Raw genomic sequence first — 23,459 nt, 5'->3', positions numbered from 1 at the left:
GCAAAACCCGTGATTCCAATTCGAGTAAACCATGAGTTCTCAGCAGCTGACCTTAGCCCTGTCGAAGGGCCGTATTTTTGAAGAAACCTTGCCGCTCTTGGAGGCCGCCGGCATCCGTGTGAGCGAAGATCCTGAAAAATCGCGCAAATTAATTTTGTCGACGAATGACCCTGAAGTTCGGGTCATCATCGTGCGTGCCTCTGATGTTCCGACTTATGTGCAGTACGGTGCGGCCGATTTCGGCGTGGCCGGCAAAGATGTCTTGTTTGAGCATGGTGGCGCTGGCTTGTATCAACCGATTGATTTGGGTATTGCGAAATGCCGTATGTCAGTGGCTGTTTCGGTCGGGTTTGATTATGCGACAGCGGTGCGCCAAGGAGCGCGTCTGCGGGTGGCAACCAAGTACACAGAAATGGCACGTCAGCACTTTGCGAGTAAAGGTGTGCATATTGATTTGATTAAGCTCTACGGTTCGATGGAATTGGCTCCTTTGGTTGGTTTGTCGGATGTAATCGTCGATCTGGTCAGTACCGGCAATACACTGCGCGCCAATAATTTGGTTGAAGTTGAGCAGATCATGGATATCTCATCACGCTTGGTAGTGAATCAAGCTGCTTTGAAATTGAAACGCGATCGCTTGCAGCCGATTCTGGCCGCGTTCGAACGCGCTTCGGAGGGCAAAGCATGAGTTCCCAGCGTTACGAAACACAGTTAAGCCGCCTTGATTCAAGTGCACCAGATTTTGCGCCAACTTTGCGTCAGCTGTTGGCGTTTGAAGCGAGCGAAGATGCCGCCATCGATGCCAGTGTGGTAGAGATTCTGCAAGCGGTGAGAACGCGCGGCGATGCTGCGGTGTTAGAGTTTACCAATAGGTTTGATCGATTAACTGCGCAATCGATGAGTGCTTTGCAAATCGACGCGCAGGAATTACAAGTGGCTCTCGCATCTTTGCCGAGTGAGCGCCGTCAAGCGCTGGAAGCAGCCGCGGCGCGCGTGCGGGCATATCACGAAGTGCAAAAGCGTGAATGCGGCTCTGCGGGTTTCTCGTACACCGAAGCAGACGGTACGGTGTTGGGACAAAATGTGACTCCATTGGATCGCGTCGGCATTTATGTGCCCGGTGGTAAAGCAGCTTATCCGTCTTCTGTCTTGATGAATGCGATACCGGCTAAAGTGGCTGGCGTACAAGAAATCATCATGGTGGTACCGACACCTGACGGCGTACGCAATCCCCTCGTGCTTGCTGCGGCGGCGATCGCGGGTGTCGATAAAGTGATTACGATAGGTGGCGCGCAAGCTGTGGCCGCGCTTGCTTACGGTACTGAGTCGGTACCGCAGGTCGATAAGATTGTCGGGCCGGGTAACGCCTATGTCGCGAATGCAAAACGCCGCGTGTTTGGTACGGTAGGGATTGATATGATCGCTGGTCCCTCTGAGATTTTAGTCCTGTGCGATGGCACGACAGATCCTGATTGGGTAGCGATGGATTTGTTCTCGCAGGCAGAGCATGATGAACTGGCTCAGTCGATTTTACTGTGCCCGGACGCAGACTACCTCGATCGCGTTCATGCCAGTATTGACCGTTTGATTGCCACCATGCCGCGCGCAGACATTATTCGCACGTCATTGCGTGATCGCGGGGCATTGATCAAAGTTCGCGATATGCAAGAAGCCTGCGCGATTGCGAATGAGATTGCCGCCGAACACTTAGAAATTTCGGCAGTCGAACCACGTCAATGGGCCGAGCAAATTCGCCATGCAGGTGCGATGTTCTTAGGACGTTTCTCTTCGGAGTCGCTTGGAGACTACTGCGCTGGCCCGAACCACGTCTTGCCGACTTCACGGACAGCGCGTTTTTCTTCGCCTTTAGGTGTATATGATTTTCAAAAACGCTCTTCGATGATCGAAGTCAGTGAGACAGGCGCACAAAGTTTGGGTAAGATCGCAGCTGAACTCGCTTATGGGGAAGGGCTGCCGGCTCATGCGCGTAGTGCGGAATTACGCTTGAAGTCTTAATGCTTCAGGCTTGAAGTTTAAGCTTCGTATTAATTTCTCAGGCGATGTGATCTCGCGGTTTCGTACGGTTTTCCTCATTCAATCATATGACCATTTTTCTGAATCAGATTTTCAATGAAGATGCCATCACAGGTTTACATCGTATTCCTGATGCCAGCATTGATCTGATTTTGACTGATCCGCCCTATGGCTTGGGCAAAGATTATGGCAATGATTCAGATAAGCAGGAGGCGGCCGAATACCTCGCGTGGACCGAGCGCTGGATTGATGCAGTACTGCCGAAGTTGAAACCGACCGGCTCGCTGTATATCTTTCTGACATGGCGCTATTCACCTGAAATTTTCGTGATGCTGAAACAGCGCATGACCATGATTAACGAAATCATTTGGGATCGCCGCGTGCCTTCGATGGGAGGCAGCACGCGCAGTTTTAGCTCGGTGCATGACACGATTGGCTTGTTTGTTAAATCGAAGAATTATTACTTCGATCTTGATTCGGTGCGGATTCCCTACGATGCCGAGACCAAGAAGGCACGCTCTCGTTCCATTTTCGTTGGTGCAAAATGGCTCGAGCTCGGCTACAACCCGAAAGACTTGTGGAGCGTGTCGCGCTTGCATAAAGAAGATCCTGAACGGGTTGAACATCCTACGCAAAAGCCTCTAGAAATTATCGAGCGCATGGTGATGGCATCGTGCCCAGCGGATGGAGTGGTGCTTGATCCTTTTATGGGCAGTGGTACAACCGCCGTTGCCGCACGCCGTTGCGGCCGCCAGTTCGTCGGATTCGAACTCAATCCAGATTACTGCGCCATCATCGAGGCGCGTTTGCAGTCGGCAGAAGCAGAGCAACAAGTTCTGCGTAATCAACCGACTGAGCCAGTGCGGGCCAAACCGGCCGTCAAAAAAGTCAAAGCTGTCACTCCACAGAAGCGTCTTCGGAAAACCGCGCAAAGCACGGCGGTTGGCGCAGTCAGCAAACTCACGAGTGGCAAAACTAGTCGAAAAAAAGCAGCATAGACCCACGTCGAAGAGAGTACTTGAGTCGACACAAACGAATTAGTCGGCACTTGAACGGCATGGTCACGATAGATCAAAACTACTTGAAAAATGATGTCTACTTCGAACTCACAATTGGTCGCTAAGCTCATTCAGAACACCATACGCGATGAGGTGCAAGCCTTGTCTGCTTACCACGTACCCGATGCGAGCGGCTATTTGAAACTCGATGCGATGGAAAATCCCTATCGCTTGCCTCCAGAGTTACAGCAATCACTCGCACAGCGCTTGACGCAGATCGATTTGAATCGCTACCCTGTACCCAGTTATAGCGCCCTCAAAGCCGCCTTAAGTCACCATTACGGTGTGCCACAAGGCTATCCACTGGTGCTCGGCAATGGCTCTGATGAATTGATCACACTTTTGAGCGTCGCTTGCGCCAAGCCCGGCGCGAAAGTGTTGGCGCCAGTTCCTAGTTTTGTGATGTACGCGATGTCCGCCAAATTAGCAGGTTTGGATTTTGTCGGTGTGCCGCTCAATACAGATTTGAGCCTCGATACACCAGCGATGTTGGACGCGATCGCCGCGCATCAGCCCGCGATTACCTATTTGGCATATCCGAATAATCCGACCGGTACTAAATTTTCCGAAGATGAAATGGAAACCATCATACGTGCCGTCGGTGAGACGGGCATCGTGGTGGTCGACGAAGCTTACCAGCCCTTCGCACAATCGAGCTTTATGCCGCGCTTGGCGGAGTTCCCGAATATGGTCGTGATGCGTACCGTATCGAAACTAGGTTTGGCAGGTGTTCGACTCGGCTACATGGCGGCCGCGCCCGCGTTGTTGGAACAGTTCGAGAAGGTACGTCCACCGTATAACATCAATGTCTTGACGGAGGCAGCGGTGCTCTGTGTGCTTGAGCATGCAGAGGTATTTGAACAACAAGCTGCCGATTTAAGGGGGCAACGCGAGCACTTGTCTAGTCAACTTGCTGCGCTGCCGGGTGTGAGTGTATTTCCTTCCGCCGCTAATTTCGTACTGACGAAATTTGAAAATCCCGAGGGAAACTGTGGGTCAGAGCAGAGTTTTGCGGACCAAGTCTTCACAAAATTGGCCGCGCGAAAAATTTTGGTGAAAAATGTAGGTAAAATGCATGCTCTGCTAAAGGATTGTTTGCGCATCACAGTGAGTACCGCGGAAGAAAATGCGATCTTGCTCAATGCACTAAAAGAGATCTTAAGGGGGTCTTGAAATGGACGTGACGTTGAAATTATTCAGCGTTCTTCGCCGTGCCTCCCAGTCGATTTAGCTAAAGATTTTATTCACTTCGTTTTTGACTACCATGTCCGCTCAACGCACAGCGCAAGTTACGCGTAACACCAATGAAACTCAAATCTCTGTGAGCATCAATCTTGATGGCACAGGCAAGCAAGAATTGCACACCGGCGTTCCTTTCCTCGACCATATGCTCGATCAAATCGCGCGTCATGGCTTGATCGATTTGGAAATCCATGCCAATGGTGATTTGCATATCGACGCGCATCATACGGTGGAAGATGTGGGCATCACTTTAGGCCAAGCCTTTGCCAAAGCGATTGGCGATAAAAAAGGTATTCGTCGCTATGGACATGCTTATGTCCCGCTCGATGAGGCTTTGTCGCGTGTGGTGGTGGATTTTTCAGGCCGTCCTGGGCTGGAATTTCATTGCGATTTTAAGCGCGCTACGATCGGTAGTTTTGATGTCGATTTGACGCATGAATTTTTCCAAGGTTTCGTCAATCACGCCTTGGTGACGCTGCACATCGATAATCTACGTGGCCAAAACGCGCATCATCAATGCGAAACCATTTTCAAAGCATTTGGCCGCGCCTTGCGTATGGCAGCTGAGCACGATGAACGCGCAGCAGGTACAATTCCTTCCACTAAAGGTACGCTATAGATCATTCGTTTGCTAGGCTTGGAGGGTGGCGGTGGTCGTGATCAATGATCGCCCCCGCTCAAGTCACCGTCTAAGTCTTAGCTTCAGCTTTAGCCACAAAATGTTCGCTAATTCTCATCATGAATAAAATTGTTGTCGTTGATTACGGCATGGGCAATGTGCGGTCGGTCGCGCAAGCCTTGCGCGCAGTCGCCCCTGAAGCAAATGTCTTGATTTCCGGAGAAGTTGCCGAGATTCGTAGCGCAGATCGATTGGTCTTGCCAGGCCAAGGCGCCATGCCAGACTGTATCGGATGCCTGAACGATTCTGGTCTGAAAGAGGCCGTGTTAGAGGCCGCTCGTAACAAACCTTTGTTCGGGGTTTGCGTCGGTGAACAAATGCTGTTTGATGTGAGCGCAGAAGGGAATACGCCTTGTTTGAGCTTATTGCCGGGCAAAGTCGTGCGGTTTGATTTGCAGGGACAGTTGCAAAGCGATGGGTCACGTTACAAGGTGCCGCAAATGGGCTGGAATCGTGTGCGACAGGCGCAAGCCCATCCTCTATGGCAAGGTATTGCCGATCTTGATTATTTTTATTTCGTTCACAGTTATTACGTGCAAGCGGAAAACGCGGCCCATGTGGTTGGCACGACCGAATACGGTCATGTGTTTGCTTCGGCTGTGGCGCGCGATAATATTTTTGCTACCCAATTCCACCCTGAGAAAAGTGCTGCTGCAGGATTGCAACTGTACAAAAATTTTGTACACTGGAAGCCCTAAAACGGTTTAGTCTATAGGCTCAAGCCATTTTTCGAATTTTCAGTGTTGATTTGACGATTTTTTGATTCTTATTTTCATCACAACAGCCATTTATTATGCTGCTCATTCCTGCTATCGACCTGAAAGACGGTCACTGCGTACGCCTCAAACAAGGCGACATGGATCAAGCCACAGTATTCTCTGAAGAACCCGCCGATATGGCCCGCCACTGGTTAGAACAAGGTGCTCGACGTTTGCACTTAGTTGACCTGAACGGCGCCTTTGCTGGCAAACCAAAAAACGAAGCGGCGATTAAAGCCATTATCAAAACCGTGCGTGAATACGCTGAAGAAACCGATACCGAAGAAATCCCCGTGCAGCTTGGCGGCGGGATTCGTGATCTCGACACCATTGAGCGTTATCTGAATGCTGGTATTTCCTACATCATCATCGGTACCGCAGCGGTGAAGAGCCCCGGCTTCTTGGCCGATGCTTGTAGCGCTTTCCCAGGACAGATCATTGTCGGTATCGACGCCAAAGATGGCAAAGTCGCCACCGATGGTTGGAGCAAAATGTCTGGCCACGATGTGATCGACCTCGCTCAAAAATTTGAAGGTTACGGCATCGAAGCCATCATCTACACCGACATTGGTCGTGACGGCATGATGCAAGGTGTCAACATCGATGCAACCGTGAAGTTGGCGCAAGCAGTCAGTGTGCCAGTCATAGCTTCAGGTGGCGTGCATACCATTACCGACGTCGAAGCCTTGTGCGAGGTACAAGATGAAGGTATCGAAGGCGTGATTTGTGGTCGTTCGATTTACGAAGGTACTTTGGATCTGGCGACTGCACAAGACCGTGCCGACGAACTCAGTGGCGATTTGGTCTACGAAGAAGACGAAGAATGACGCTTGCAAAACGAATTATTCCCTGCCTCGATGTGAATGCGGGGCGGGTGGTGAAGGGCGTTAACTTTCTCGAATTGCGTGACGCAGGTGACCCTGTTGAAATCGCACGGCGCTACGACCAACAAGGTGCCGATGAAATTACCTTTCTCGATATTACCGCCTCTTCCGATGATCGCGATTTGATCTTGCCGATGATCGAAGCAGTGGCTTCCCAAGTCTTTATTCCTTTAACCGTCGGTGGCGGTGTGCGCAGCGTTGCTGACGTACGGCGCTTGCTTAATGCAGGGGCCGATAAAGTCGGCATCAATACCTCTGCAGTGACGAACCCTCAGTTAGTGGCGGATGCAGCGCATAAGTATGGCTCTCAATGTATCGTGGTGGCGATCGATGCCAAGTCACGTGGTGATGGTCGGTGGGAGGTGTACACCCACGGCGGTCGCAATGCGACGGGTCTCGATGCAGTTGAGTGGGCGCGCAAAATGGCGGAACTCGGCGCTGGAGAAATCCTGCTGACCAGTATGGATAAAGATGGTACACGTTCTGGCTTCGATCTTGGATTGACGCGCGCCGTATCGGATGCGGTCGAAATTCCCGTGATTGCATCGGGCGGCGTTGGTGGCTTACAGGATCTCGCCGATGGCATTAAGATCGGCGGCGCTGATGCAGTGTTGGCAGCATCGATCTTCCATTTTGGACAGCATACCGTGCAAGAGGCTAAACAATTTATGGCAGCACAACAGATTCCTATGAGGTTGCTATGAGTTTTCGGTGGTTGAATAAAGTAAAGTGGGACGATTCTGGTTTGGTACCAGTCATCGCCCAAGAGGCCAGTACCAATGAAGTGCTGATGTTTGCCTGGATGAACCGCGAAGCCTTGAGTCGTACGGTTGAAAGCGGCGAAGCGGTGTATTGGAGCCGTTCACGTAAAAAACTCTGGCATAAGGGCGAAGAATCTGGACACGTACAAAAGGTGAAAGAGATTCGTCTTGATTGCGATGAAGACGTGATTTTGCTCAAAATCGAACAAGTGGCAGGCATTGCCTGTCATACAGGTCGGCACTCCTGTTTTTTCCAGAAATTTGAAGGTACGCTGGATGAGGGCGAGTGGCAGGTGGTTGATCCCGTCCTCAAAGATCCGGACAGTATTTACAAGTAAACCGCATTCTCGAACTACCCGCGCATGGTGTAGAAAAGCGCGGCCAATCAGTCACTTCCTAGGAATTCATCATGCAATCCTCGATTTTGGACCAGCTAGCGGCGGTCATTGAAAGCCGTAAATCAGCTGATCCTAGTGTTTCTTATGTCGCTAAGCTGTTTTCGAAGGGCGATGACGCCATTTTGAAGAAGATAGGCGAAGAAGCGACCGAAACGGTGATGGCGGCGAAAGATGCGCGCGTCTCTGGCGATACTTCGGATTTGATTTATGAATGCGCCGACCTCTGGTTTCACTCCATGGTCATGCTGGCGCAGTATAATCTGCATCCGCAGCAGGTTTTAGAGGAACTTGCGCGGCGTGAAGGGATCTCAGGCTTAGTGGAAAAAGCTGCGCGGCCTGAATAAAACAGTAAGTTTTGTAACAGTTTTTGAATGGTTTAGGACGTTGGCATGGATAACTGTATATTTTGTAAAATCGTCGCCAAACAAATTCCGGCCACGGTTTTGTATGAAGACGATGATCTCTTGGCGTTTAAGGACATCAATCCGGCAGCACCGTTTCACGCATTGATCATACCGAAGAAGCATTTGGCTAGCTTAGCCGACGCTAAAGCGGAAGACGCTGTTTTATTGGGTAAAATGTTGGAACTGGCGCCGAAGTTGGCTGCAGAACATGGTTGTGCTTACGTTGAGAATGCCGATGGCAGCAAAGCGGGCGGCTTCAAAACGGTGATTAATACGGGGCCGAATGGTGGCCAAGTGGTTTATCATCTGCACATGCATGTGCTTGGCGGGACTAAATTGTAATTTTTCGATCTTGTTGAAGGGTTTGCGCCCGAGATCGTATTGACAGAAAAAAGGAAGCAAAATGGGTTCATTTAGTATTTGGCATTGGCTGATCGTTTTGATAGTAGTGGTGCTGGTGTTTGGCACTAAAAAACTCGGCAATGTGGGCTCTGATCTTGGTAAAGCGGTCAAAGGCTTCAAAGATGGCATGAAGGGCGAAGACGAAGCCTCCAAAGACGCCAACAAGCCTGCTGACCAAAAAGTGATTGATGTCGAGGCGAAGGATAAATCGAATCACTGATGATTTCTCAGTGATCGATCGCCGTTATGATAGATCTCGGACTCACCAAGTTGGCAGTGATTGGAGCGGTTGCTCTGATCGTAATTGGCCCTAAAGACTTACCTAAAGTGGCACGCATGGCGGGCACTTTGTTAGGGCGCGCTCAGCGCTACATCAGCCAGGTTAAGAGCGAGGTTAGTCGCGAAATGGAAATGGAAGAGCTGCGCAAAATGCAGCAAGAAGTGCAGAGTGCGGCGCAAGATATCGAGAAGACCGTGCAGCAAGAATTGAGTGCCGCACAAGAAGAACTCAATAGCCTAGTTCAGCCTGAACAAGACTACACCTATACCTACCACGATCGACAATATGCTTTGGAAGCGCTGGCGGAAAAAGCCAAAACTTTTCGCCGCAAAAAACTTGCCAAAACCAGTAATGTACCGGTGTGGTATAAAAGCCGTCATGGTCAACGTACGCGCATCGTTTCTGGTGCTGCGCGCATGGCGCGCCATCGTGTGAAGTCAGTCACTCCAGCGAGTTTCTTCTGATGTTGATCTCCTTTAATTTAGTTACCTCAGTTGTTTCAATTACCTTGAGCTAGGGCGCCCATGAGTGACGATAATTTCATGGGAATGCAAGAAAGCTTCATCTCCCATTTGGTTGAATTGCGTGATCGCTTGGTCAGAGCTTGCGCGGGTATTGCGATTGTTTGTATCGCTCTATTTGCGTGGCCGGGTCCGTCGAAAATTTATGACTTTTTAGCGGCGCCGATGATCGCTGCTTTACCAACGGGTTCCAAAATGATTGCAACGGGCGTCATTTCCCCGTTCTTGGTGCCAATGAAAGTTACCTTACTGGTTGCCTTGGTGATCGCGCTCCCTTGGGTCTTATATCAAGCGTGGGCGTTTATCGCACCAGGCTTGTACGCTCACGAGAAGCGTTTGATTGCGCCACTGGTGATTTCCTCATCGGTCTTGTTTGCTGCCGGTGTCGCATTTTGTTATTTCTTCGTGTTCGGTCGTGTATTCAAGTTCATCTCCGAATTTGCGCCGACCTCGATTACCGTAGCGCCGGATATCGAAAACTATCTCGATTTCATCATGTCCATGTGCTTAGCCTTCGGCTTGACATTTGAAGTGCCCGTGGTGGTGGTCATTTTGGTGCGCACGGGCATTGTGACGATCGAGAAATTTAAGGCGATCCGCAGCTATGTCATTGTCGGTGCGTTTGTGATTGCGGCGATCGTGACCCCGCCCGATGTAGTTAGCCAATTGTCTTTGGCGATTCCGATGTGGATGCTGTTTGAACTTGGGCTGTTAGTCGCCCCAATGTTCGTCAAAGCGACCACTGCACCAGAAGACGATCAGTCTTGAGCTAAGCCGCGTAGCCACTGCACCAGCACGTAAGCATCTTTGAAGCCATCGACGAGATGCTGTTTCACATCGTCGTGCAACAATCCTTTGAGTGGCAGTTCCGTCCATACCATCATGCTCTTGAGCTTCAGATATTCGATGTGGGGATGCTCGGGGTCGTAGCCTTTGGGTGGGCGCTGTAATTTACCTTCTTCAACCAAGGCACCATAGCGTGCTTGCAGCTTTTTATTTTTGATCAGTTTCTTAAAGCCCTCGGCATCATCGATCATGCCTTGGCGTATGGTTTTTAGGCGATCCGCAGGCGGCATATATTCGCCCACCGCAAAAAACAAACGACCATCTCCGAGTTGGAAGTAGTAGGCCGGACCGCCACCTTCGCTGGGTTTCTTGCGACCGTTGGGAATCAATGCCGCCGAGAAGTTGGTTTTGTATGGCGACTTATCGTGTGAGAAGCGTACATCGCGATTGATGCGGAACATCGCCTTCTTCGGATCGCACTGAGCGATTTCCGGATCAAACTTGCTCATCGCTGCAATCAATTCGGTAACGAAAGCAAGGAACTCAGCGCGCAATATGTCGTAGCGCGGTTTATTCATCACGAACCACGCGCGGTTGTTATTGTCCTTGAGTTCGGACAAGAAGCGATCTAGATCGATAACGTGCATAAGATGTTCACAGCCTCACTATTTTTCTGGTTTCGGAATTTCACGTTTTCCCACGACCACTTCGACCGTGATCTCTTTGCCTTCACGCAGCAGCTTGAATGGTACTTTCGTAGCGGGTTTTAGCTTGGCAATCTGATAGAACATATCGGTCCGATTTTGGATCGGGTCTTTGCCGATATGCGTCAAAATATCGCCCGGTTTCATGCCTGCTTGAAAGGCAGGTCCATTGCGCACTACGCCAGCAATAATGGTGCCCTTTATTTGTTTGATGTTAAAGCTCTCCGCCATTTCTGGGGTGATATCTTGCGGGTCAACCCCGATCCAGCCGCGCACCACTTCGCCTTTGGTGATGATTTCTTCCATCACGGATTTGATGGTTGATACGGGGATCGCAAAACCAATTCCGAGCGAGCCGCCATTACGAGAGTAAATGGCGGAATTAATGCCGAGTAGATTGCCATCGACGTCGACCAAAGCGCCACCCGAATTGCCTGGATTGACTGCCGCGTCCGTTTGTATGAAGTTTTCGTAAGTATTGATGCCGACACTATTGCGACCCATGGCTGAGATAATCCCCATGGTCACCGTTTGTCCTACTCCAAATGGGTTGCCAATCGCTAAAACAATATCACCTACATTCGCATTTTCGGAGTGACCCAAAGTAATAGCTGGAAGCTTTTCTAAATTGATCTGTAAGACGGCAAGATCGGTCTCGGGATCAGTTCCGACGACTGCCGCCTTAGCTGTGCGGCCATCGGCGAGCGCCACCGTAATATTATCGGCACCTTCGATCACATGGAAATTGGTGATGATGTGTCCTTCTGGTGAAACGATGACGCCCGAACCGCTACTTGCGGAACGTTCTGAGCGCTGGGGTAATTGATCTCCGAAAAATTTTTTGAAGAAGGGATCGTTCTGTAGCGGATGTGCACCCGCGGTTTCGTCTTTTGAGGAACCAATACTGACGACTGAGGGCATCGATCGCTGCGCGGCATTGCGATAGGAGCCTTGCGCGATCGGCAGTGCTTTGCTCGACTCTTTGAGTGTCGCGCTTGAACTAAAGGAGATATTCTTACTGCTATTGAAGCTTTGGCGCACCCATTCTGGCTTTAAGCTCGTTACAATAAACCAAAGTGCCAAACCGACCGTGACGGTTTGCGCGAAGAGTAGCCAAAGACGACGCATGATGAGGACCAGATGTTAGGACAAGCAATCGATAGAGACGAATTGGCGCGACAACTTGCTAATGAATTACAAGTATCGCGATTCCGTGATTATTGCCCAAATGGGCTGCAGGTGGAAGGGCGACGTGAGATTCGGCGTATTGTTACTGGCGTCACCGCCTGTCAGCTCTTACTTGACGAGGCGGTACGTTTGCAAGCGGATGCGATCTTGGTCCATCACGGCTATTTTTGGCGCGGTGAGGACATGCGCGTCATTGGGCAAAAGTACAAACGACTCAAAACTTTGCTCGACCACGATATTTCTCTATTTGCTTATCACCTCCCTTTGGATTCGCATCCGAGCTTGGGAAACAATGCCCAACTTGCGGAGCGCTTGCAGCTAGAAGTGGAAGGGCGATTCGGCGACGATGATATCGCTTGGTTAGGGCGCTGCCGTTTGCCGGGTGTGACGCAGTTGGCGGATTTGGCCCATTTGGTCGAGCAGCAGCTAGGACGAGAACCGACGATGATTGGCGATCCACATCAAGATGTCGGTCGCATTGCTTGGTGTACTGGTGCGGCGCATTCCATGCTCGGCAGCGCGGTTGAGGCAGGTGCCAGTGTGTTTATTAGCGGGGAAATCTCCGAACCTATCGTCCACTTGGCGCGTGAGTCTGGAGTTGCCTATTTGGCTTGCGGACATCATGCCACCGAGCGCTATGGCATCCAAGCCTTGGGAGCTTATATTCAACAACAGTTCGGCATTGAACATCAATTCGTGGATATCGATAACCCGGTTTGAGTAAGCTTGAGCCGCCTTGAGCTGATTGGTTGCGAGCGTATCGAAAGAAGTGACGAGTCAGAAAGGAAAAATGGCGTCGAGTCTTCAAACTGACGCCATTCTGCGAGCATTATTTCCGATAAGGGACGTGCTGGTTTTAATCAATCAAGCGCCCTGAATTGACCATTACTTGTTTTTCAAAGCATCACGAATTTCGCGTAACAATGCGATATCTTCGGGTGTAGGTGCTGGTTCTGCTGGTGCTGCTGCAGCATCGTCCGCATCTTTCTTCTTCATCATATTCACTAAGCGTACCATTTGGAAAATGATGAAAGCTAAGATCAAGAAATTCAGAGAAACTGTGATGAAATTACCGTAGGCAAGCACGGCACCTTTGGCTTTTGCTTCGACTAAAGTTAAGCCTGCAGACTGGCCGCTGAGAGGTAAGTAGTAGTTGGCAAAGTCCAAACCGCCAGAAATTTTGCCAATGACTGGCATAACGATATCGCCGACTAAAGAGTCAACAATTTTGCCGAACGCAGCACCAATAATGACACCGACGGCTAAGTCAATCACGTTGCCCTTGGTCGCAAAAGTCTTAAATTCCTGCATCATTCCCATCGTATTCCCCTTGTTCTTAGTTTGTTCAATTTTGAGTTTCAGTTTATCGTTCTGCTTGAAGCCAGTCCGTCATCTATGACATCGAGATGCCGCGCTGTGTGGTGCTAGCAAAGCGACAATATACTAAACCGACATTCAAAATTTGTGCGCATCATATTGTGAAATCCTGTCAATTTCGCACACTTTTGCTGAGCTATTTCGACATTTTTTGCTTGAGATTTTTATTTTATGAAGCCAAATCGCTAATGGATTCTTCGGGGCTGTTCATAGAAAGTTCTTGGAAATCGTGAATATTTCGCGTCAATCGCAGGGATTTCAAGCGCAAATTGCTCGCTGTATCATCTTTTTCTTTAAATCACTTCGCGCCTCCTTTATAATTTAAGGTTGTGGGAAGTGTAGGGTCTGTTGTAATTCAGTTCAGTTTTGCAAGGTGTCTGGTCATGCGTTAGCGCTGGCGCGAGCGATGCTTTTGTATTTTTGTCGGAATTCGCGCAGGTCAGTGTACTTCGTCAAGTTTTGATTTTTGATAGATTGGGGTTTGTATGAGTAACGAAAAGCAGGTCGATTCAGGCCGTCGCGGTCTACTCGTTGCAACGTGTGCGGCCGGCGGTGCTGCAGGCTTGGCAACAGCAGGCGCGCTCGTCAGCACTTTTCAGCCATCCGAACGCGCGAAAGCGGCGGGTGCTCCAGTAGAAGTGGATATTTCCGCTTTGAAACCTGGTGAAATGACGACAACAGAATGGCGCGGCAAGCCAGTTTGGATTTTGAAACGCACTCCAGAGATGATGGAATCGTTGAAAAAGACAGAAGATAAAGTTGCCGATCCAGAATCGAAAAAACCATACACCATGGATATGCCTGAGTATTGCGACAAGCAAACTCGCGCACGTAAAGAACACAGCGATATTTTGGTAGCAGTGGGTATCTGCTCTCACTTGGGTTGCTCTCCAAGTTCCAAATTCGCACCAGGCGCGCAGCCTTCTTTGCCAGACGATTGGCAAGGTGGCTTCTTGTGCCCATGCCACGGTTCAACATTTGACTTGGCTGGTCGCGTATATAAAAACAAACCAGCTCCACAAAATCTGGACGTGCCACGTCACATGTTTTTATCGGATACCAAAATCATCATCGGTAAAGATGAGAAAGGCGAGGCTTAATCATGGCATTTGTTGAGAAAAAACTCCCAGACGACGCTCCAGCAGTGGATAAAGCCATGAACTGGATCGATTCCCGTTTTCCTTTGACGAAACTGTGGAATGACCAATGGGGCCAATACTATGCACCGAAGAACTTCAACTTCTGGTACATCTTCGGCTCTTTGGCGATGTTGGTATTGGTCATTCAAATTGTGACCGGTATTTTCTTGGTGATGCACTATAAACCAGATGCGAACTTGGCGTTCGCTTCGGTTGAGTACATCATGCGCGAAGTTCCATCAGGCTGGTTAGTGCGTTATATGCACTCCACTGGTGCTTCGGCTTTCTTCATCATCGTGTACTTGCATATGACGCGTGGTTTGCTCTACGGTTCTTATCGTAAGCCACGTGAATTGGTATGGTTGTTTGGTTTTGCGATCTTCTTGTGCTTGATGGCTGAAGCTTTCTTCGGTTACCTCTTGCCATGGGGCCAAATGTCCTACTGGGGTGCGCAGGTTATCGTGAACTTGTTCGGTGCGATTCCTTTCATCGGTCCAGACTTGTCTTTGTGGATTCGTGGTGACTACGTGGTGTCTGATGCGACATTGAATCGCTTCTTCTCCTTCCACGTAATCGCGATTCCTTTAGTCTTGTTGGGCTTAGTGGTTGCTCACTTGATCGCTTTGCATGAAGTTGGTTCGAACAACCCAGACGGTATCGAAATCAAAGAAAACTTGGGTCCAGATGGTCATCCAGTGGATGGCGTGCCTTCACACCCTTACTACACTTTCCACGATATTTTCGGTACTTGCGTGTTCTTGACGATCTTCAGTGCGGTCGTATTCTTCGCACCTGAAATGGGCGGTTACTTCTTGGAGTACAACAACTTCATTCCAGCGGATTCTTTGAAGACGCCTCCACACATCGCTCCAACATGGTACTTCACACCGTTCTACTCGATTTTGCGTGCGACGACATCTGAATTCTTGTACGTTGTACAGTTCGGCGTAGCAGCTTACGTATCCTTGATCTGGTTGAAATCCAAATTGGGTTTCATGACCAAAGCAGCGATTGCTGGTATCGCCTTGGTAGCGATCGTTGGCATGATGCCTTTCGGTTTGGATGCGAAATTCTGGGGTGTCGTATTGTTCGGTGGTTCCGTTGTGATCTTGGCTTTCTTGCCTTGGCTCGACAAATCTCCAGTTAAATCGATCCGTTACCGTCCAGATTGGCACAAATATGTGTACTTGGTTTTCGGTTTGTCCTTCGTCATTTTGGGTTACCTTGGCGTACAAGCACCTTCACCAACAGGCGAACGTGTTTCCCAAGTTTGCGCATTGATCTACTACAGCTTCTTCTTGTTGATGCCATGGTGGAGTGCAATGGGCGAATTTAAGCCTGTGCCAAAACGCGTAACGTTTGCTGGTCACTGATCAGAGAGGAAGAATAAGCATGAAATTACTTAAAAAACTGATCCTTGCCTTAGCAGTTGTTCCAACTCTGGCTTTGGCAAACAGCGGCGGCTATCCTTTGGATCGTGCGCCAGAACGTACTAACGATTTGGCTGCTTTGCAAAATGGTGCGAAGTTGTTCGTTAACTACTGCTTGAACTGCCACTCTGCAACGGCAATGCGTTATAACCGTTTGCGTGATATTGGCCTGACAGATGACCAAATCAAAAACAACTTGTTGTTCACTGGCGAAAAAGTTGGTGAGTTGATGAAGACAAGTTTGAGTGCCAAAGATGCTAAAGAATGGTTCGGCGCAGTGCCTCCAGATTTGTCTGTGATCGCTCGTGCTAAAGCATCTGGTGAAGGTACTGGCGCTGACTGGTTGTACACCTACTTGCGTACTTACTACAAAGACGAAAGCCGTCCAACAGGCTGGAACAATATGTTGTTCCCGAATGTTGGTATGCCACACGTTTTGTGGGAATTGCAAGGTACACGTGGCGCGAAATTTGAAACTGTTGAAGACGCACATGACAAGTCCAAAACAGAACACAAATTCGCTGGCTTCGAACAGCTCACACCAGGCAAGATGACTGCCGCTGAGTACGACAATGCGGTGGGTGACTTGGTCGCTTACTTGCAATGGATGGGCGAGCCCGCACAGAATCAACGCAAACGTCTAGGCGTATGGGTTGTGATGTTTATGGCCTTGCTAGCGACTTTGGCATGGCGCTTGAATGCTTCCTACTGGAAAGAAGTGAAGTAATCTGCAGTAATACAATCGTCGTCCGCGGCACTGTCGCGGATGTGTAATTCCAGGGTGAGGCAGACTAAATTGGCTGCCTCGCCCTCATCGTTTTAAGGAACACCAACAATGATGGTCCTCTACTCGGGTACAACTTGCCCATTCTCTCAACGTTGCCGTTTGGTTTTGTTTGAAAAAGGTATGGATTTCGAAATCCGTGACGTTGATTTGTTCAACAAGCCAGAAGATATCTCGACTATGAATCCCTATGGTCAGGTGCCGATTTTGGTTGAACGTGAATTGATTTTGTACGAATCCAATATCATCAACGAATACATCGATGAGCGTTTCCCTCATCCACAATTGATGCCTGCAGATCCATTGCAACGCGCACGTGCACGTTTGATGTTGTTCAATTTCGAAAAAGAATTGTTCGTTCACGTCCATACTTTGGAGAACGAAAAGAACAATGCCTCTGCAAAAGTGTTGGACAAAGCACGCGCTGAAATTCGTGATCGTTTGACGCAATTGGCGCCTTTGTTCGTGAAGAACAAATACATGCTCGGCGAAGAGTTTTCTATGCTCGACGTTGCAGTCGCTCCATTGTTGTGGCGTCTCGATCACTACGGTATCGATTTGTCAAAAACAGCAGCGCCATTGTTGAAATATGCTGAACGCATCTTCTCTCGCCCAGCGTATATCGAAGCATTGACGCCATCAGAAAAAGTCATGCGTCGTTAATTGTTTGGACTTCAGCGCGCCTGGTCGGTAGTGTTCTTGGCGCGCTGTACATTGTGTTTTTGTTGAGCGATCAAACATGTCAGAAATTTCTACTAAACCGTATTTGTTGCGTGCCATTTATGAGTGGTGCACTGACAATGGTTTCACGCCGTATCTGTCGGTGAAAGTCACGGCTGGTGTGCAAGTGCCTATGGAGTTTGTGCGCAAGGGCGAAATCGTTCTGAATGTCAGTTTTACTGCCACCAGTGGCTTGAAGATGGACAATGATGCCATTACTTTCAAAGCGCGCTTTGGCGGTGTGTCACGGGAGATCTACGTCCCGGTGGCGAATGTGCAGGCTATTTTCGCCAGTGAGAACGGGCAGGGCATGGTGTTTGATTCCATTGATGAGGAATTGCTCGAAGTAGAAGTGGAAGTAGAAGCACCGCGCACTAGTTTGGGCCTGGCCGCAGTTCCGACGTCCTCTGAAAAAACTGAGGAAACGACGGATTCAGAAAAAAAATCAGCAGAAACGCAAAAAAAGCCTTCCCTAAAAATCATAAAGTAGTCTATAATGTTGTTCTTCGGGAGGCGCTGGTAACAATCAGCAAATTCTAAAAAGTTTCCCGCCGGCTTAGCTCACTTGGTAGAGCAGTTGACTTGTAATCATCAGGTAGCCAGTTCGATTCCGGCAGCCGGCACCAATAAAAGCAATGCCTTACGTGTTCTGCACGTAAGGCATTTGTTTTTTTCGGGGCGCGCAAAGTACTACTTGCCACTTCAATGTTGCAGTGCACCTGCGGCAGCGATCGCCCAGACCCATTGGCATGCTTCTTACTTCCTTTTGAAGTACTCTCCCTTTTTAGTTTGCCATTTTGCATGCAGTCGATTTTTGACCGCTTCTGCAGCTGGAACCATTTCACCCACGCCACCGCGCGCTCTTGAGCTGCAGATAAGCCAGTAACAGACCTCACTGCACTCCCTCAATTTCTCTCGCCAGGATCGAATTTACGATTTGCTTGGCGGGATTTCCACCGTAATGCTTTGCACTTTGTTTTCCCAAATCTCGCGCTTGAGTGACGCAAACGAACGAAGCAAATTTCACTTGACCTCAAGCTGACTTTAGTTCGTAAGCTGTATTTACTCGCTCAAAGAATGAGCAAATTTGATTAACGATCAACGGAGGTAAAGATGAAATTGTTGGAATTCAAAAATACGATTCAAGAAGTTTGGAGTGAATCAACTTCGGACAAAATTCAAATACTCAAGGCTCATATGCAGGCTTTAGTGAAAGATAAAGATCTGATCAATCAATTGACTTCACCGTTGATCGAAGACGATCTGATCTTAGATCATGATGAGAGGCTTGGTTACTATTTGTATGCTTATTCGGAAGGTCAAGGTACCTACCGTCAACCGCACAATCATGGCAATGGATGGGTCATTTACGTCGTCTTGTCGGGCATCATGGAAATGGCAACTTACTTCGAAACCAAGAGTGACGATGGCGAAAGTCATATCTTTGAAAAAGAGCACTACCTCCTCACGTCTGGCGACGGTAGAGCGTTTTACCCTGGCGATATCCACCACACACTGTCGTTATCCGAAGGAACGATTATCCTGCGCCTAACCAGCATAGATTTGAGAGGTGAATTAGCCATAGGACGGATGAAACGATACTAGCCGATTCGAACACAGAACCTGCAGTCGAGAAACAATCAAGAAACGTTCGACATGCAAATAACATTCTCGACTTCATTGTTTAATAGAGGGGATGCCGTGGCTGCTTCCATGTGGATTATTACTCTAATGTGCATTCTCATTTCCTTTGCAAAGGATAGAGGAAAGACTAAATTGGCGATTCGATCGAGTCTTGGAATGTTCTTCGGCTTATTCCCTTCCATTTCATTGATGATTTTGCTTGTCGGATTTCTTTTGGCTGCGATTCCTTTGGAGGTGATCGGGCAACTCTTCTCAAAAAATGGTCTTACAGGTTTTGTCTTGGTTTCAGCGGTGGGATCCATCGCTTCGATTCCAGGCCCTATCGCTTTCCCATTGGCTGGTGAGCTCTATCATGCAGGAGCATATTTGCCGTCCTTAGCTTCATTTATCACGACACTAACGATGGTTGGGGTCGTCACCGCGCCGATTGAGATATCGTTTTTTGGAAAAAAATTCACGTTATTAAGACAATTTCTAAGCTTTATCTCTGCTTTATGTATAGGCTTATTAGTGGGAGCTCTCTTATGAAAAGGTTCATTTGGAATTACAAAGCTTCGATATTAATCGTCGCAGGGATCATTTTGTTCTGTAGCTTTCATGAGGTAGTTGGTCGCAATACCGTTCTTAACGCGACCCATTTCAGCTTGGAGGTGTTCAAGATTTTTCCGGCGATATTGGTTTTAATGGGGCTAATCGATGTTTGGATTCCCGAAAGTTTTATTGAAAACAACCTTGGCAATGCCGCTGGTATGAAGGGGCCGATTATTTCTCTTTTGCTTGGCAGTTTTGCCTCTGGTCCTCTCTTTGCCTCCTTTCCACTCGCACTTACGTTACTCAAGAAAGGAGGCCGGCTTCAAAATGTTGTCATCTTCATTGGGGCATGGTCAACTATAAAAATACCGATGATCCTCATGGAAAGTAGTTTTTTGAACCTACGTTTTTCTCTGCTACGTCTAACAATCACAATACCATTTATTGTCTTGATCGGTTTTGTCATGGAGAAGTTGATTGACCTTGATTTTTTGGAGAATAAAGATGGATATCGGTGAAGTTTCAAGAAGATCCGGCTTTAGCGTTGCAACACTACGTTATTACGAGGAGCTTGGTTTAATTCGAAGTACTGAAAGAAAAGGCTTAAGGCGGCAATATCCGCCGACAATCCTGAATCATCTATCTTTGATCAGCCTAGGCAAAGAAGCAGGATTTTCGTTGCAGGAGGTTGGCGTTTTTTTTAAATCGAACAATGGCCAGATGAGTATCGACAGGAATGAATTAAAGAAAAAGGCTTCAACGATTACGCGTGAAATTGATCGCTTAGTGGCGATTAGGGATGGGTTGCAGCACGCTGCGGAATGTCCGGCATCGAGTCACTTGGAATGTCCAACTTTTACGCGCCTGTTACGTTTGGCGGTGAAGAAACAAAAGCGTAGTAAAGATTGACGTGTCAGACCGCGACTTTTACGGCCACTGTGAAAGGTACGAAAAGAACTTGACTCTGATCTTTGTGTTGAATCGCCCCTATTGGAACTTGGAATTGATCCAGGGTTCGCCACATCATCGCAGAGATGGCTACTCATTGCTCGCCGCTTATACTATCACTCGCGCAGCTCCCGAAATACGAATTGAACTTCCTTTTTCTTCATTGAACTCCGCTTCGATTACCGAACGCATGCCCATGTCTTCACCTTGAATGATGCGGACAAAACCTTGATGCGGCCATCTGCTATCACGAAGGTAGCCAGCGAAGGCTGCTGATGCTGCGCCAGTGGCCGGGTCCTCATAGACGCCGCCAGATGCGAAAGCATTGCGACTATGGAAAAGTTGGTTTGACTCAACGTAGACCAACATGATGGTCACTAGTTGATGTTTGCGCATCAGTGCTTTGCCAAGATCTAAATCGTAGCGCATGGAACTTAGCGTTTCTCGATCCTTGAGCACCAAGACAACGTGATCGGCACCGCCATGCATCCAAGCGGGAGGCAAACGTGTATCAAGTTGATTGACATCGAGATTGAACAACGCTAGGACCTCTTCCAAGAGCGCGGGATCAAGGTCTTTGCTCATGGTCGGCGGCGATTGCAGGCTGGCATACATGCCGTTGTCAGTGAGTTTTCCCTCGACTTGAATCTGCCCGTGGTTGAGCTGTAATGCGTAAGTACCTTCACCACGTTCTTGTGCGAGAACCGCGCCTAAAGCGATCGTCGCATGTCCACAGAAAGGGACTTCAGATTCAGGTGAAAAATAACGCACACGCCAGCCTTGCTCGAGCGGGATTGCAAACACTGTCTCGGAATAAGCCAACTCTTTGGCGAGTGCCTGCATCTCCTCATCACTGGGAAAACTGTCGCCGAGCCAAACGCCAGCAGGATTGCCTCCACGATCTTGATCGGAAAAAGACGCGATACGGAAAAGCGATGTTGACATCATTCGATGAACCTTTCAATGAAGGGAAACTTACCAGCAAATAGTGCATGTTTGAGTGCCAGCACCTCATAGTCACTTTGGGATATTGAATGTCCGAGGAAGTTCTGTATTTCGCATTTGTTGAACTACGAAAAAATATACGACACCGGCATACGCGCTTTACTCCGAATTGGAATAAGTTGGTTCAGCTTACCCCTGAACTGAGCCTTACACCCAAAAAACTACTCTTGGTTTTCTGGCTTAAGTCCACTCCAACGAGGAGCGAGTTGATGCTCGATCTGGAACAAATCCAATACACGTGCCAAGCTATGATCGACCATCGCTTCGATTGATTCGGGGCGGTGGTAGAAGTTCGGTAGTGGTGGGAAAATGATGCCGCCCATCTCAGTGACTGCGGTCATATTGCGAAGGTGGGCCAGATTGAATGGTGTTTCGCGCACCATCAAGACTAAACGACGGCGTTCTTTCAAGACCACATCAGCGGCACGTGTGATTAAGTTATCGGCGAAGCCGTGGGCGACCGCTGCCAAGGTCTTCATCGAGCAGGGCGCGATGATCATGCCATCCGATTGAAAGGAACCGCTGGCGATGCTGGCACCGACGTCGCGCACGGAGTGGACCACGTCGGCCAATGCTTCCACGTCTTTGCGTTTTAGATCAAGTTCTTGATGCAGATTGAGAACGCCAGCGTCTGAAATCATCAAATGTGTTTCGACCTTGGGTAGTGAGCGCAGATGCTGCAGCAGACGCACGCCGTACACCGCGCCCGTGGCACCGGTAATGGCAACAATGAGGCGAATCGGGCGCGTCATTTGATGAGCGTTTGTGGAGTAAGCGCTTAGCCTTTGATCAAGGCTTGCAATTCACCGTTCTCAAACATTTCACTCATGATGTCGGAGCCGCCGATAAATTCACCGTTGATGTACAACTGTGGAATGGTTGGCCAGTTTGAATAGTCTTTGATGCCTTGACGTACGGCAGCGTCTTCCAAAACATTCACGGTGACCAGATTCTGTACGCCACTGGCTTTCAATAATTGCACGGCGCGACCGGAGAAACCACATTGTGGGAATTGTGCCGTGCCCTTCATAAACAAAACGACTGGGTTTTGTGTCACGGTGTCTTTAATCCAAGTTTGAACGTCGCTCATGATGCTTCCTTCTAGTGTGAAATTCGATCCCGCCATTATAAAGGAAAAGCCAAATTGCTTCCGACGCAGGTGAACTAGGTCGAAAGGTGGGAGATTTGTAAATTAGTTAAAATTCTCTGCTCTGATTTCGGCGAGGAAAACCACCTCACGCAGGAATCAAGCCTGCAGTTCACGCCAAGAAATGACGCTTCGTCGCATGGATCCCAACAAGCGCTGCGCTTTTTTTAGTATGCGATCTCCAAACCATTTTTGAGGAGTTCACATGAAATCAGCGTCTTTATTTTTGTCCACATTGTTGTTGGCATCTGCTTTCGGAACAGCACACGCTGCGCCAGCGGAATTGAAAGTCGAAGTACATGGTATTAAGCAGAGCAAAGGGGAGATCATGGTCGCCCTGTTCGATAAGAAAGAGAAATGGCTGCGCGATGCAATTGCTCGCAAAAGCGTCGATGCCCGCTTAGGTGCGGTCGAAGTGGTGTTCACGGATTTGCCGGAAGGGGAATATGCGATCTCCGTTCTACACGATGCGAATAGCAATGGCGCGATGGATACCAACGCGATCGGAATTCCGACCGAGGCATATGGTTTTAGCAATGATGCAAGCGGTAGCTTCGGGCCGGCATCTTATGCGGATGCGAAGTTTAAAGTCGAAGGTGCGAATAAATCGATATCCATTCGCGTGAACTAAGGCG

At 48.9% G+C, this 23,459-nt stretch carries 31 protein-coding genes and 1 tRNA gene; 26 read left to right on the top strand and 6 right to left on the bottom strand.

What is annotated here, in order from left to right; translation table 11 throughout:
• The first annotated feature begins 31 nt into the window (after positions 1–31).
• The 14 genes from hisG (at position 32) to tatC (ending at position 10,189) form a co-directional block, all read left to right on the top strand.
• Positions 32–688: an ATP phosphoribosyltransferase gene (hisG, locus tag RF679_RS16710; RefSeq protein ID WP_309481762.1), complete on the top strand. Its 657-nt coding sequence runs from the start codon at positions 32–34 to the stop codon at positions 686–688.
• Entirely contained in the window at positions 685–2,016 is a 1,332-nt protein-coding gene (hisD, locus tag RF679_RS16705) for a histidinol dehydrogenase (protein WP_309481761.1), read from the top strand. The genes hisG and hisD overlap by 4 nt, the downstream gene beginning before the upstream one ends.
• Positions 2,017–2,102: 86 nt before the next feature.
• Positions 2,103–3,032: a DNA-methyltransferase gene (locus tag RF679_RS16700; protein WP_309481760.1), complete on the top strand. Its 930-nt coding sequence runs from the start codon at positions 2,103–2,105 to the stop codon at positions 3,030–3,032.
• Positions 3,033–3,125: 93 nt separating this feature from the next.
• Complete coding sequence (gene hisC / locus RF679_RS16695) at positions 3,126–4,265, top strand: histidinol-phosphate transaminase (protein ID WP_309484038.1); 1,140 nt, start codon at positions 3,126–3,128, stop codon at positions 4,263–4,265.
• 91 nt (positions 4,266–4,356) lie between these two features.
• Positions 4,357–4,953 carry an imidazoleglycerol-phosphate dehydratase HisB gene (gene hisB, locus RF679_RS16690; RefSeq protein WP_309481759.1) on the top strand — a complete coding sequence of 199 codons (597 nt, stop codon included), beginning with the start codon at positions 4,357–4,359 and terminating at the stop codon, positions 4,951–4,953.
• Positions 4,954–5,072: 119 nt separating this feature from the next.
• The gene (gene hisH / locus RF679_RS16685) at positions 5,073–5,711 is read left to right on the top strand and encodes an imidazole glycerol phosphate synthase subunit HisH (protein WP_309481758.1); all 639 of its coding nucleotides are present in this window, start codon (positions 5,073–5,075) and stop codon (positions 5,709–5,711) included.
• 95 nt (positions 5,712–5,806) lie between these two features.
• The gene (gene hisA, locus RF679_RS16680; protein ID WP_309481757.1) at positions 5,807–6,598 is read left to right on the top strand and encodes a 1-(5-phosphoribosyl)-5-[(5-phosphoribosylamino)methylideneamino]imidazole-4-carboxamide isomerase; all 792 of its coding nucleotides are present in this window, start codon (positions 5,807–5,809) and stop codon (positions 6,596–6,598) included.
• Positions 6,595–7,359, top strand: coding sequence for an imidazole glycerol phosphate synthase subunit HisF (gene hisF / locus RF679_RS16675; protein ID WP_309481756.1), 765 nt, complete (start codon positions 6,595–6,597; stop codon positions 7,357–7,359). The genes hisA and hisF overlap by 4 nt, the downstream gene beginning before the upstream one ends.
• Complete coding sequence (gene hisI, locus RF679_RS16670; protein ID WP_309481755.1) at positions 7,356–7,754, top strand: phosphoribosyl-AMP cyclohydrolase; 399 nt, start codon at positions 7,356–7,358, stop codon at positions 7,752–7,754. The genes hisF and hisI overlap by 4 nt, the downstream gene beginning before the upstream one ends.
• Before the next feature lie 71 nt (positions 7,755–7,825).
• On the top strand, positions 7,826–8,158 hold the full coding sequence (locus RF679_RS16665; RefSeq protein WP_309481754.1) for a phosphoribosyl-ATP diphosphatase: 333 nt from the start codon (positions 7,826–7,828) through the stop codon (positions 8,156–8,158).
• 45 nt (positions 8,159–8,203) lie between these two features.
• On the top strand, positions 8,204–8,560 hold the full coding sequence (locus tag RF679_RS16660; RefSeq protein ID WP_309481753.1) for a histidine triad nucleotide-binding protein: 357 nt from the start codon (positions 8,204–8,206) through the stop codon (positions 8,558–8,560).
• A gap of 61 nt (positions 8,561–8,621) precedes the next feature.
• On the top strand, positions 8,622–8,840 hold the full coding sequence (gene tatA, locus RF679_RS16655) for a Sec-independent protein translocase subunit TatA (protein WP_309481752.1): 219 nt from the start codon (positions 8,622–8,624) through the stop codon (positions 8,838–8,840).
• 26 nt (positions 8,841–8,866) lie between these two features.
• Complete coding sequence (gene tatB, locus RF679_RS16650) at positions 8,867–9,364, top strand: Sec-independent protein translocase protein TatB (protein ID WP_309481751.1); 498 nt, start codon at positions 8,867–8,869, stop codon at positions 9,362–9,364.
• A 60-nt stretch (positions 9,365–9,424) separates the two neighbouring features.
• Positions 9,425–10,189, top strand: coding sequence for a twin-arginine translocase subunit TatC (gene tatC / locus RF679_RS16645; protein WP_309481750.1), 765 nt, complete (start codon positions 9,425–9,427; stop codon positions 10,187–10,189).
• Here the strand turns inward: tatC and RF679_RS16640 are convergent.
• Together RF679_RS16640 and RF679_RS16635 are read right to left on the bottom strand one after the other, a co-directional pair.
• Positions 10,180–10,854: a DUF2461 domain-containing protein gene (locus tag RF679_RS16640; protein WP_309481749.1), complete on the bottom strand. Its 675-nt coding sequence runs from the start codon at positions 10,852–10,854 to the stop codon at positions 10,180–10,182. The two genes, tatC and RF679_RS16640, sit on opposite strands and share 10 nt — an antisense overlap.
• Positions 10,855–10,872: 18 nt before the next feature.
• Positions 10,873–12,042 (bottom strand): S1C family serine protease, encoded by a 1,170-nt coding sequence (locus RF679_RS16635; RefSeq protein WP_309484037.1) that lies wholly within the window; start codon positions 12,040–12,042, stop codon positions 10,873–10,875.
• A gap of 9 nt (positions 12,043–12,051) precedes the next feature.
• Between RF679_RS16635 and RF679_RS16630 the strand changes: the two genes are divergently transcribed.
• Complete coding sequence (locus RF679_RS16630; RefSeq protein ID WP_309481748.1) at positions 12,052–12,819, top strand: Nif3-like dinuclear metal center hexameric protein; 768 nt, start codon at positions 12,052–12,054, stop codon at positions 12,817–12,819.
• Positions 12,820–12,984: 165 nt separating this feature from the next.
• Here the strand turns inward: RF679_RS16630 and mscL are convergent, their stop codons facing one another.
• Positions 12,985–13,419, bottom strand: a complete 435-nt coding sequence (gene mscL, locus RF679_RS16625; protein WP_309481747.1) for a large conductance mechanosensitive channel protein MscL — start codon at positions 13,417–13,419, stop codon at positions 12,985–12,987.
• Positions 13,420–13,961: 542 nt separating this feature from the next.
• Here mscL and petA point away from each other — a divergent pair.
• From petA to RF679_RS16575, 10 genes are all read left to right on the top strand, one after another.
• Entirely contained in the window at positions 13,962–14,576 is a 615-nt protein-coding gene (petA, locus tag RF679_RS16620; RefSeq protein WP_309481746.1) for a ubiquinol-cytochrome c reductase iron-sulfur subunit, read from the top strand.
• Entirely contained in the window at positions 14,576–15,988 is a 1,413-nt protein-coding gene (locus tag RF679_RS16615) for a cytochrome b (RefSeq protein ID WP_309484036.1), read from the top strand. Before petA ends, RF679_RS16615 begins: the two co-directional genes overlap by 1 nt.
• Positions 15,989–16,007: 19 nt before the next feature.
• Complete coding sequence (locus RF679_RS16610) at positions 16,008–16,772, top strand: cytochrome c1 (RefSeq protein ID WP_309481745.1); 765 nt, start codon at positions 16,008–16,010, stop codon at positions 16,770–16,772.
• Positions 16,773–16,880: 108 nt separating this feature from the next.
• The gene (locus RF679_RS16605) at positions 16,881–17,492 is read left to right on the top strand and encodes a glutathione S-transferase N-terminal domain-containing protein (protein ID WP_309481744.1); all 612 of its coding nucleotides are present in this window, start codon (positions 16,881–16,883) and stop codon (positions 17,490–17,492) included.
• A gap of 76 nt (positions 17,493–17,568) precedes the next feature.
• Positions 17,569–18,039, top strand: a complete 471-nt coding sequence (locus tag RF679_RS16600) for a ClpXP protease specificity-enhancing factor (protein WP_309481743.1) — start codon at positions 17,569–17,571, stop codon at positions 18,037–18,039.
• 60 nt (positions 18,040–18,099) lie between these two features.
• Positions 18,100–18,175: transfer RNA gene (locus RF679_RS16595), tRNA-Thr, on the top strand.
• 487 nt (positions 18,176–18,662) lie between these two features.
• Complete coding sequence (locus tag RF679_RS16590; RefSeq protein ID WP_309481742.1) at positions 18,663–19,154, top strand: cupin domain-containing protein; 492 nt, start codon at positions 18,663–18,665, stop codon at positions 19,152–19,154.
• A gap of 51 nt (positions 19,155–19,205) precedes the next feature.
• Positions 19,206–19,721 (top strand): hypothetical protein, encoded by a 516-nt coding sequence (locus RF679_RS16585; RefSeq protein WP_309481741.1) that lies wholly within the window; start codon positions 19,206–19,208, stop codon positions 19,719–19,721.
• Positions 19,718–20,242 carry a permease gene (locus RF679_RS16580; protein ID WP_309481740.1) on the top strand — a complete coding sequence of 175 codons (525 nt, stop codon included), beginning with the start codon at positions 19,718–19,720 and terminating at the stop codon, positions 20,240–20,242. The genes RF679_RS16585 and RF679_RS16580 overlap by 4 nt, the downstream gene beginning before the upstream one ends.
• Positions 20,229–20,633 (top strand): helix-turn-helix domain-containing protein, encoded by a 405-nt coding sequence (locus tag RF679_RS16575; RefSeq protein WP_309481739.1) that lies wholly within the window; start codon positions 20,229–20,231, stop codon positions 20,631–20,633. Before RF679_RS16580 ends, RF679_RS16575 begins: the two co-directional genes overlap by 14 nt.
• Before the next feature lie 147 nt (positions 20,634–20,780).
• Here RF679_RS16575 and RF679_RS16570 read toward each other — a convergent pair whose 3' ends face one another.
• The 3 genes from RF679_RS16570 to grxD form a co-directional block, all read right to left on the bottom strand.
• Positions 20,781–21,620: a PhzF family phenazine biosynthesis protein gene (locus RF679_RS16570; RefSeq protein ID WP_309481738.1), complete on the bottom strand. Its 840-nt coding sequence runs from the start codon at positions 21,618–21,620 to the stop codon at positions 20,781–20,783.
• Between the two features lie 218 nt (positions 21,621–21,838).
• Complete coding sequence (locus RF679_RS16565) at positions 21,839–22,429, bottom strand: UbiX family flavin prenyltransferase (protein WP_309481737.1); 591 nt, start codon at positions 22,427–22,429, stop codon at positions 21,839–21,841.
• Positions 22,430–22,455: 26 nt separating this feature from the next.
• Entirely contained in the window at positions 22,456–22,767 is a 312-nt protein-coding gene (gene grxD, locus RF679_RS16560) for a Grx4 family monothiol glutaredoxin (protein ID WP_309481736.1), read from the bottom strand.
• 262 nt (positions 22,768–23,029) lie between these two features.
• Here grxD and RF679_RS16555 point away from each other — a divergent pair, with 262 nt between their 5' ends.
• The gene (locus RF679_RS16555; RefSeq protein WP_309481735.1) at positions 23,030–23,455 is read left to right on the top strand and encodes a DUF2141 domain-containing protein; all 426 of its coding nucleotides are present in this window, start codon (positions 23,030–23,032) and stop codon (positions 23,453–23,455) included.
• Positions 23,456–23,459 lie beyond the last annotated feature (4 nt).

This window comes from Undibacterium cyanobacteriorum (assembly GCF_031326225.1).
Classification (GTDB): domain Bacteria; phylum Pseudomonadota; class Gammaproteobacteria; order Burkholderiales; family Burkholderiaceae_D; genus Undibacterium; species Undibacterium cyanobacteriorum.
This window is presented reverse-complemented; position numbering and strand designations above follow the sequence as displayed.

Coding starts and splice junctions, on each gene's coding strand:
- hisG (WP_309481762.1), top strand. CDS start 32: ATGAGTTCTCAGCAGCTGACCTTAGCCCTGTCGAAGGGCCGTATTTTT.
- hisD (WP_309481761.1), top strand. CDS start 685: ATGAGTTCCCAGCGTTACGAAACACAGTTAAGCCGCCTTGATTCAAGT.
- RF679_RS16700 (WP_309481760.1), top strand. CDS start 2,103: ATGACCATTTTTCTGAATCAGATTTTCAATGAAGATGCCATCACAGGT.
- hisC (WP_309484038.1), top strand. CDS start 3,126: ATGTCTACTTCGAACTCACAATTGGTCGCTAAGCTCATTCAGAACACC.
- hisB (WP_309481759.1), top strand. CDS start 4,357: ATGTCCGCTCAACGCACAGCGCAAGTTACGCGTAACACCAATGAAACT.
- hisH (WP_309481758.1), top strand. CDS start 5,073: ATGAATAAAATTGTTGTCGTTGATTACGGCATGGGCAATGTGCGGTCG.
- hisA (WP_309481757.1), top strand. CDS start 5,807: ATGCTGCTCATTCCTGCTATCGACCTGAAAGACGGTCACTGCGTACGC.
- hisF (WP_309481756.1), top strand. CDS start 6,595: ATGACGCTTGCAAAACGAATTATTCCCTGCCTCGATGTGAATGCGGGG.
- hisI (WP_309481755.1), top strand. CDS start 7,356: ATGAGTTTTCGGTGGTTGAATAAAGTAAAGTGGGACGATTCTGGTTTG.
- RF679_RS16665 (WP_309481754.1), top strand. CDS start 7,826: ATGCAATCCTCGATTTTGGACCAGCTAGCGGCGGTCATTGAAAGCCGT.
- RF679_RS16660 (WP_309481753.1), top strand. CDS start 8,204: ATGGATAACTGTATATTTTGTAAAATCGTCGCCAAACAAATTCCGGCC.
- tatA (WP_309481752.1), top strand. CDS start 8,622: ATGGGTTCATTTAGTATTTGGCATTGGCTGATCGTTTTGATAGTAGTG.
- tatB (WP_309481751.1), top strand. CDS start 8,867: ATGATAGATCTCGGACTCACCAAGTTGGCAGTGATTGGAGCGGTTGCT.
- tatC (WP_309481750.1), top strand. CDS start 9,425: ATGAGTGACGATAATTTCATGGGAATGCAAGAAAGCTTCATCTCCCAT.
- RF679_RS16640 (WP_309481749.1), bottom strand. CDS start 10,854: ATGCACGTTATCGATCTAGATCGCTTCTTGTCCGAACTCAAGGACAAT.
- RF679_RS16630 (WP_309481748.1), top strand. CDS start 12,052: ATGTTAGGACAAGCAATCGATAGAGACGAATTGGCGCGACAACTTGCT.
- mscL (WP_309481747.1), bottom strand. CDS start 13,419: ATGGGAATGATGCAGGAATTTAAGACTTTTGCGACCAAGGGCAACGTG.
- petA (WP_309481746.1), top strand. CDS start 13,962: ATGAGTAACGAAAAGCAGGTCGATTCAGGCCGTCGCGGTCTACTCGTT.
- RF679_RS16610 (WP_309481745.1), top strand. CDS start 16,008: ATGAAATTACTTAAAAAACTGATCCTTGCCTTAGCAGTTGTTCCAACT.
- RF679_RS16605 (WP_309481744.1), top strand. CDS start 16,881: ATGATGGTCCTCTACTCGGGTACAACTTGCCCATTCTCTCAACGTTGC.
- RF679_RS16600 (WP_309481743.1), top strand. CDS start 17,569: ATGTCAGAAATTTCTACTAAACCGTATTTGTTGCGTGCCATTTATGAG.
- RF679_RS16590 (WP_309481742.1), top strand. CDS start 18,663: ATGAAATTGTTGGAATTCAAAAATACGATTCAAGAAGTTTGGAGTGAA.
- RF679_RS16585 (WP_309481741.1), top strand. CDS start 19,206: ATGCAAATAACATTCTCGACTTCATTGTTTAATAGAGGGGATGCCGTG.
- RF679_RS16580 (WP_309481740.1), top strand. CDS start 19,718: ATGAAAAGGTTCATTTGGAATTACAAAGCTTCGATATTAATCGTCGCA.
- RF679_RS16575 (WP_309481739.1), top strand. CDS start 20,229: ATGGATATCGGTGAAGTTTCAAGAAGATCCGGCTTTAGCGTTGCAACA.
- RF679_RS16570 (WP_309481738.1), bottom strand. CDS start 21,620: ATGATGTCAACATCGCTTTTCCGTATCGCGTCTTTTTCCGATCAAGAT.
- RF679_RS16565 (WP_309481737.1), bottom strand. CDS start 22,429: ATGACGCGCCCGATTCGCCTCATTGTTGCCATTACCGGTGCCACGGGC.
- grxD (WP_309481736.1), bottom strand. CDS start 22,767: ATGAGCGACGTTCAAACTTGGATTAAAGACACCGTGACACAAAACCCA.
- RF679_RS16555 (WP_309481735.1), top strand. CDS start 23,030: ATGAAATCAGCGTCTTTATTTTTGTCCACATTGTTGTTGGCATCTGCT.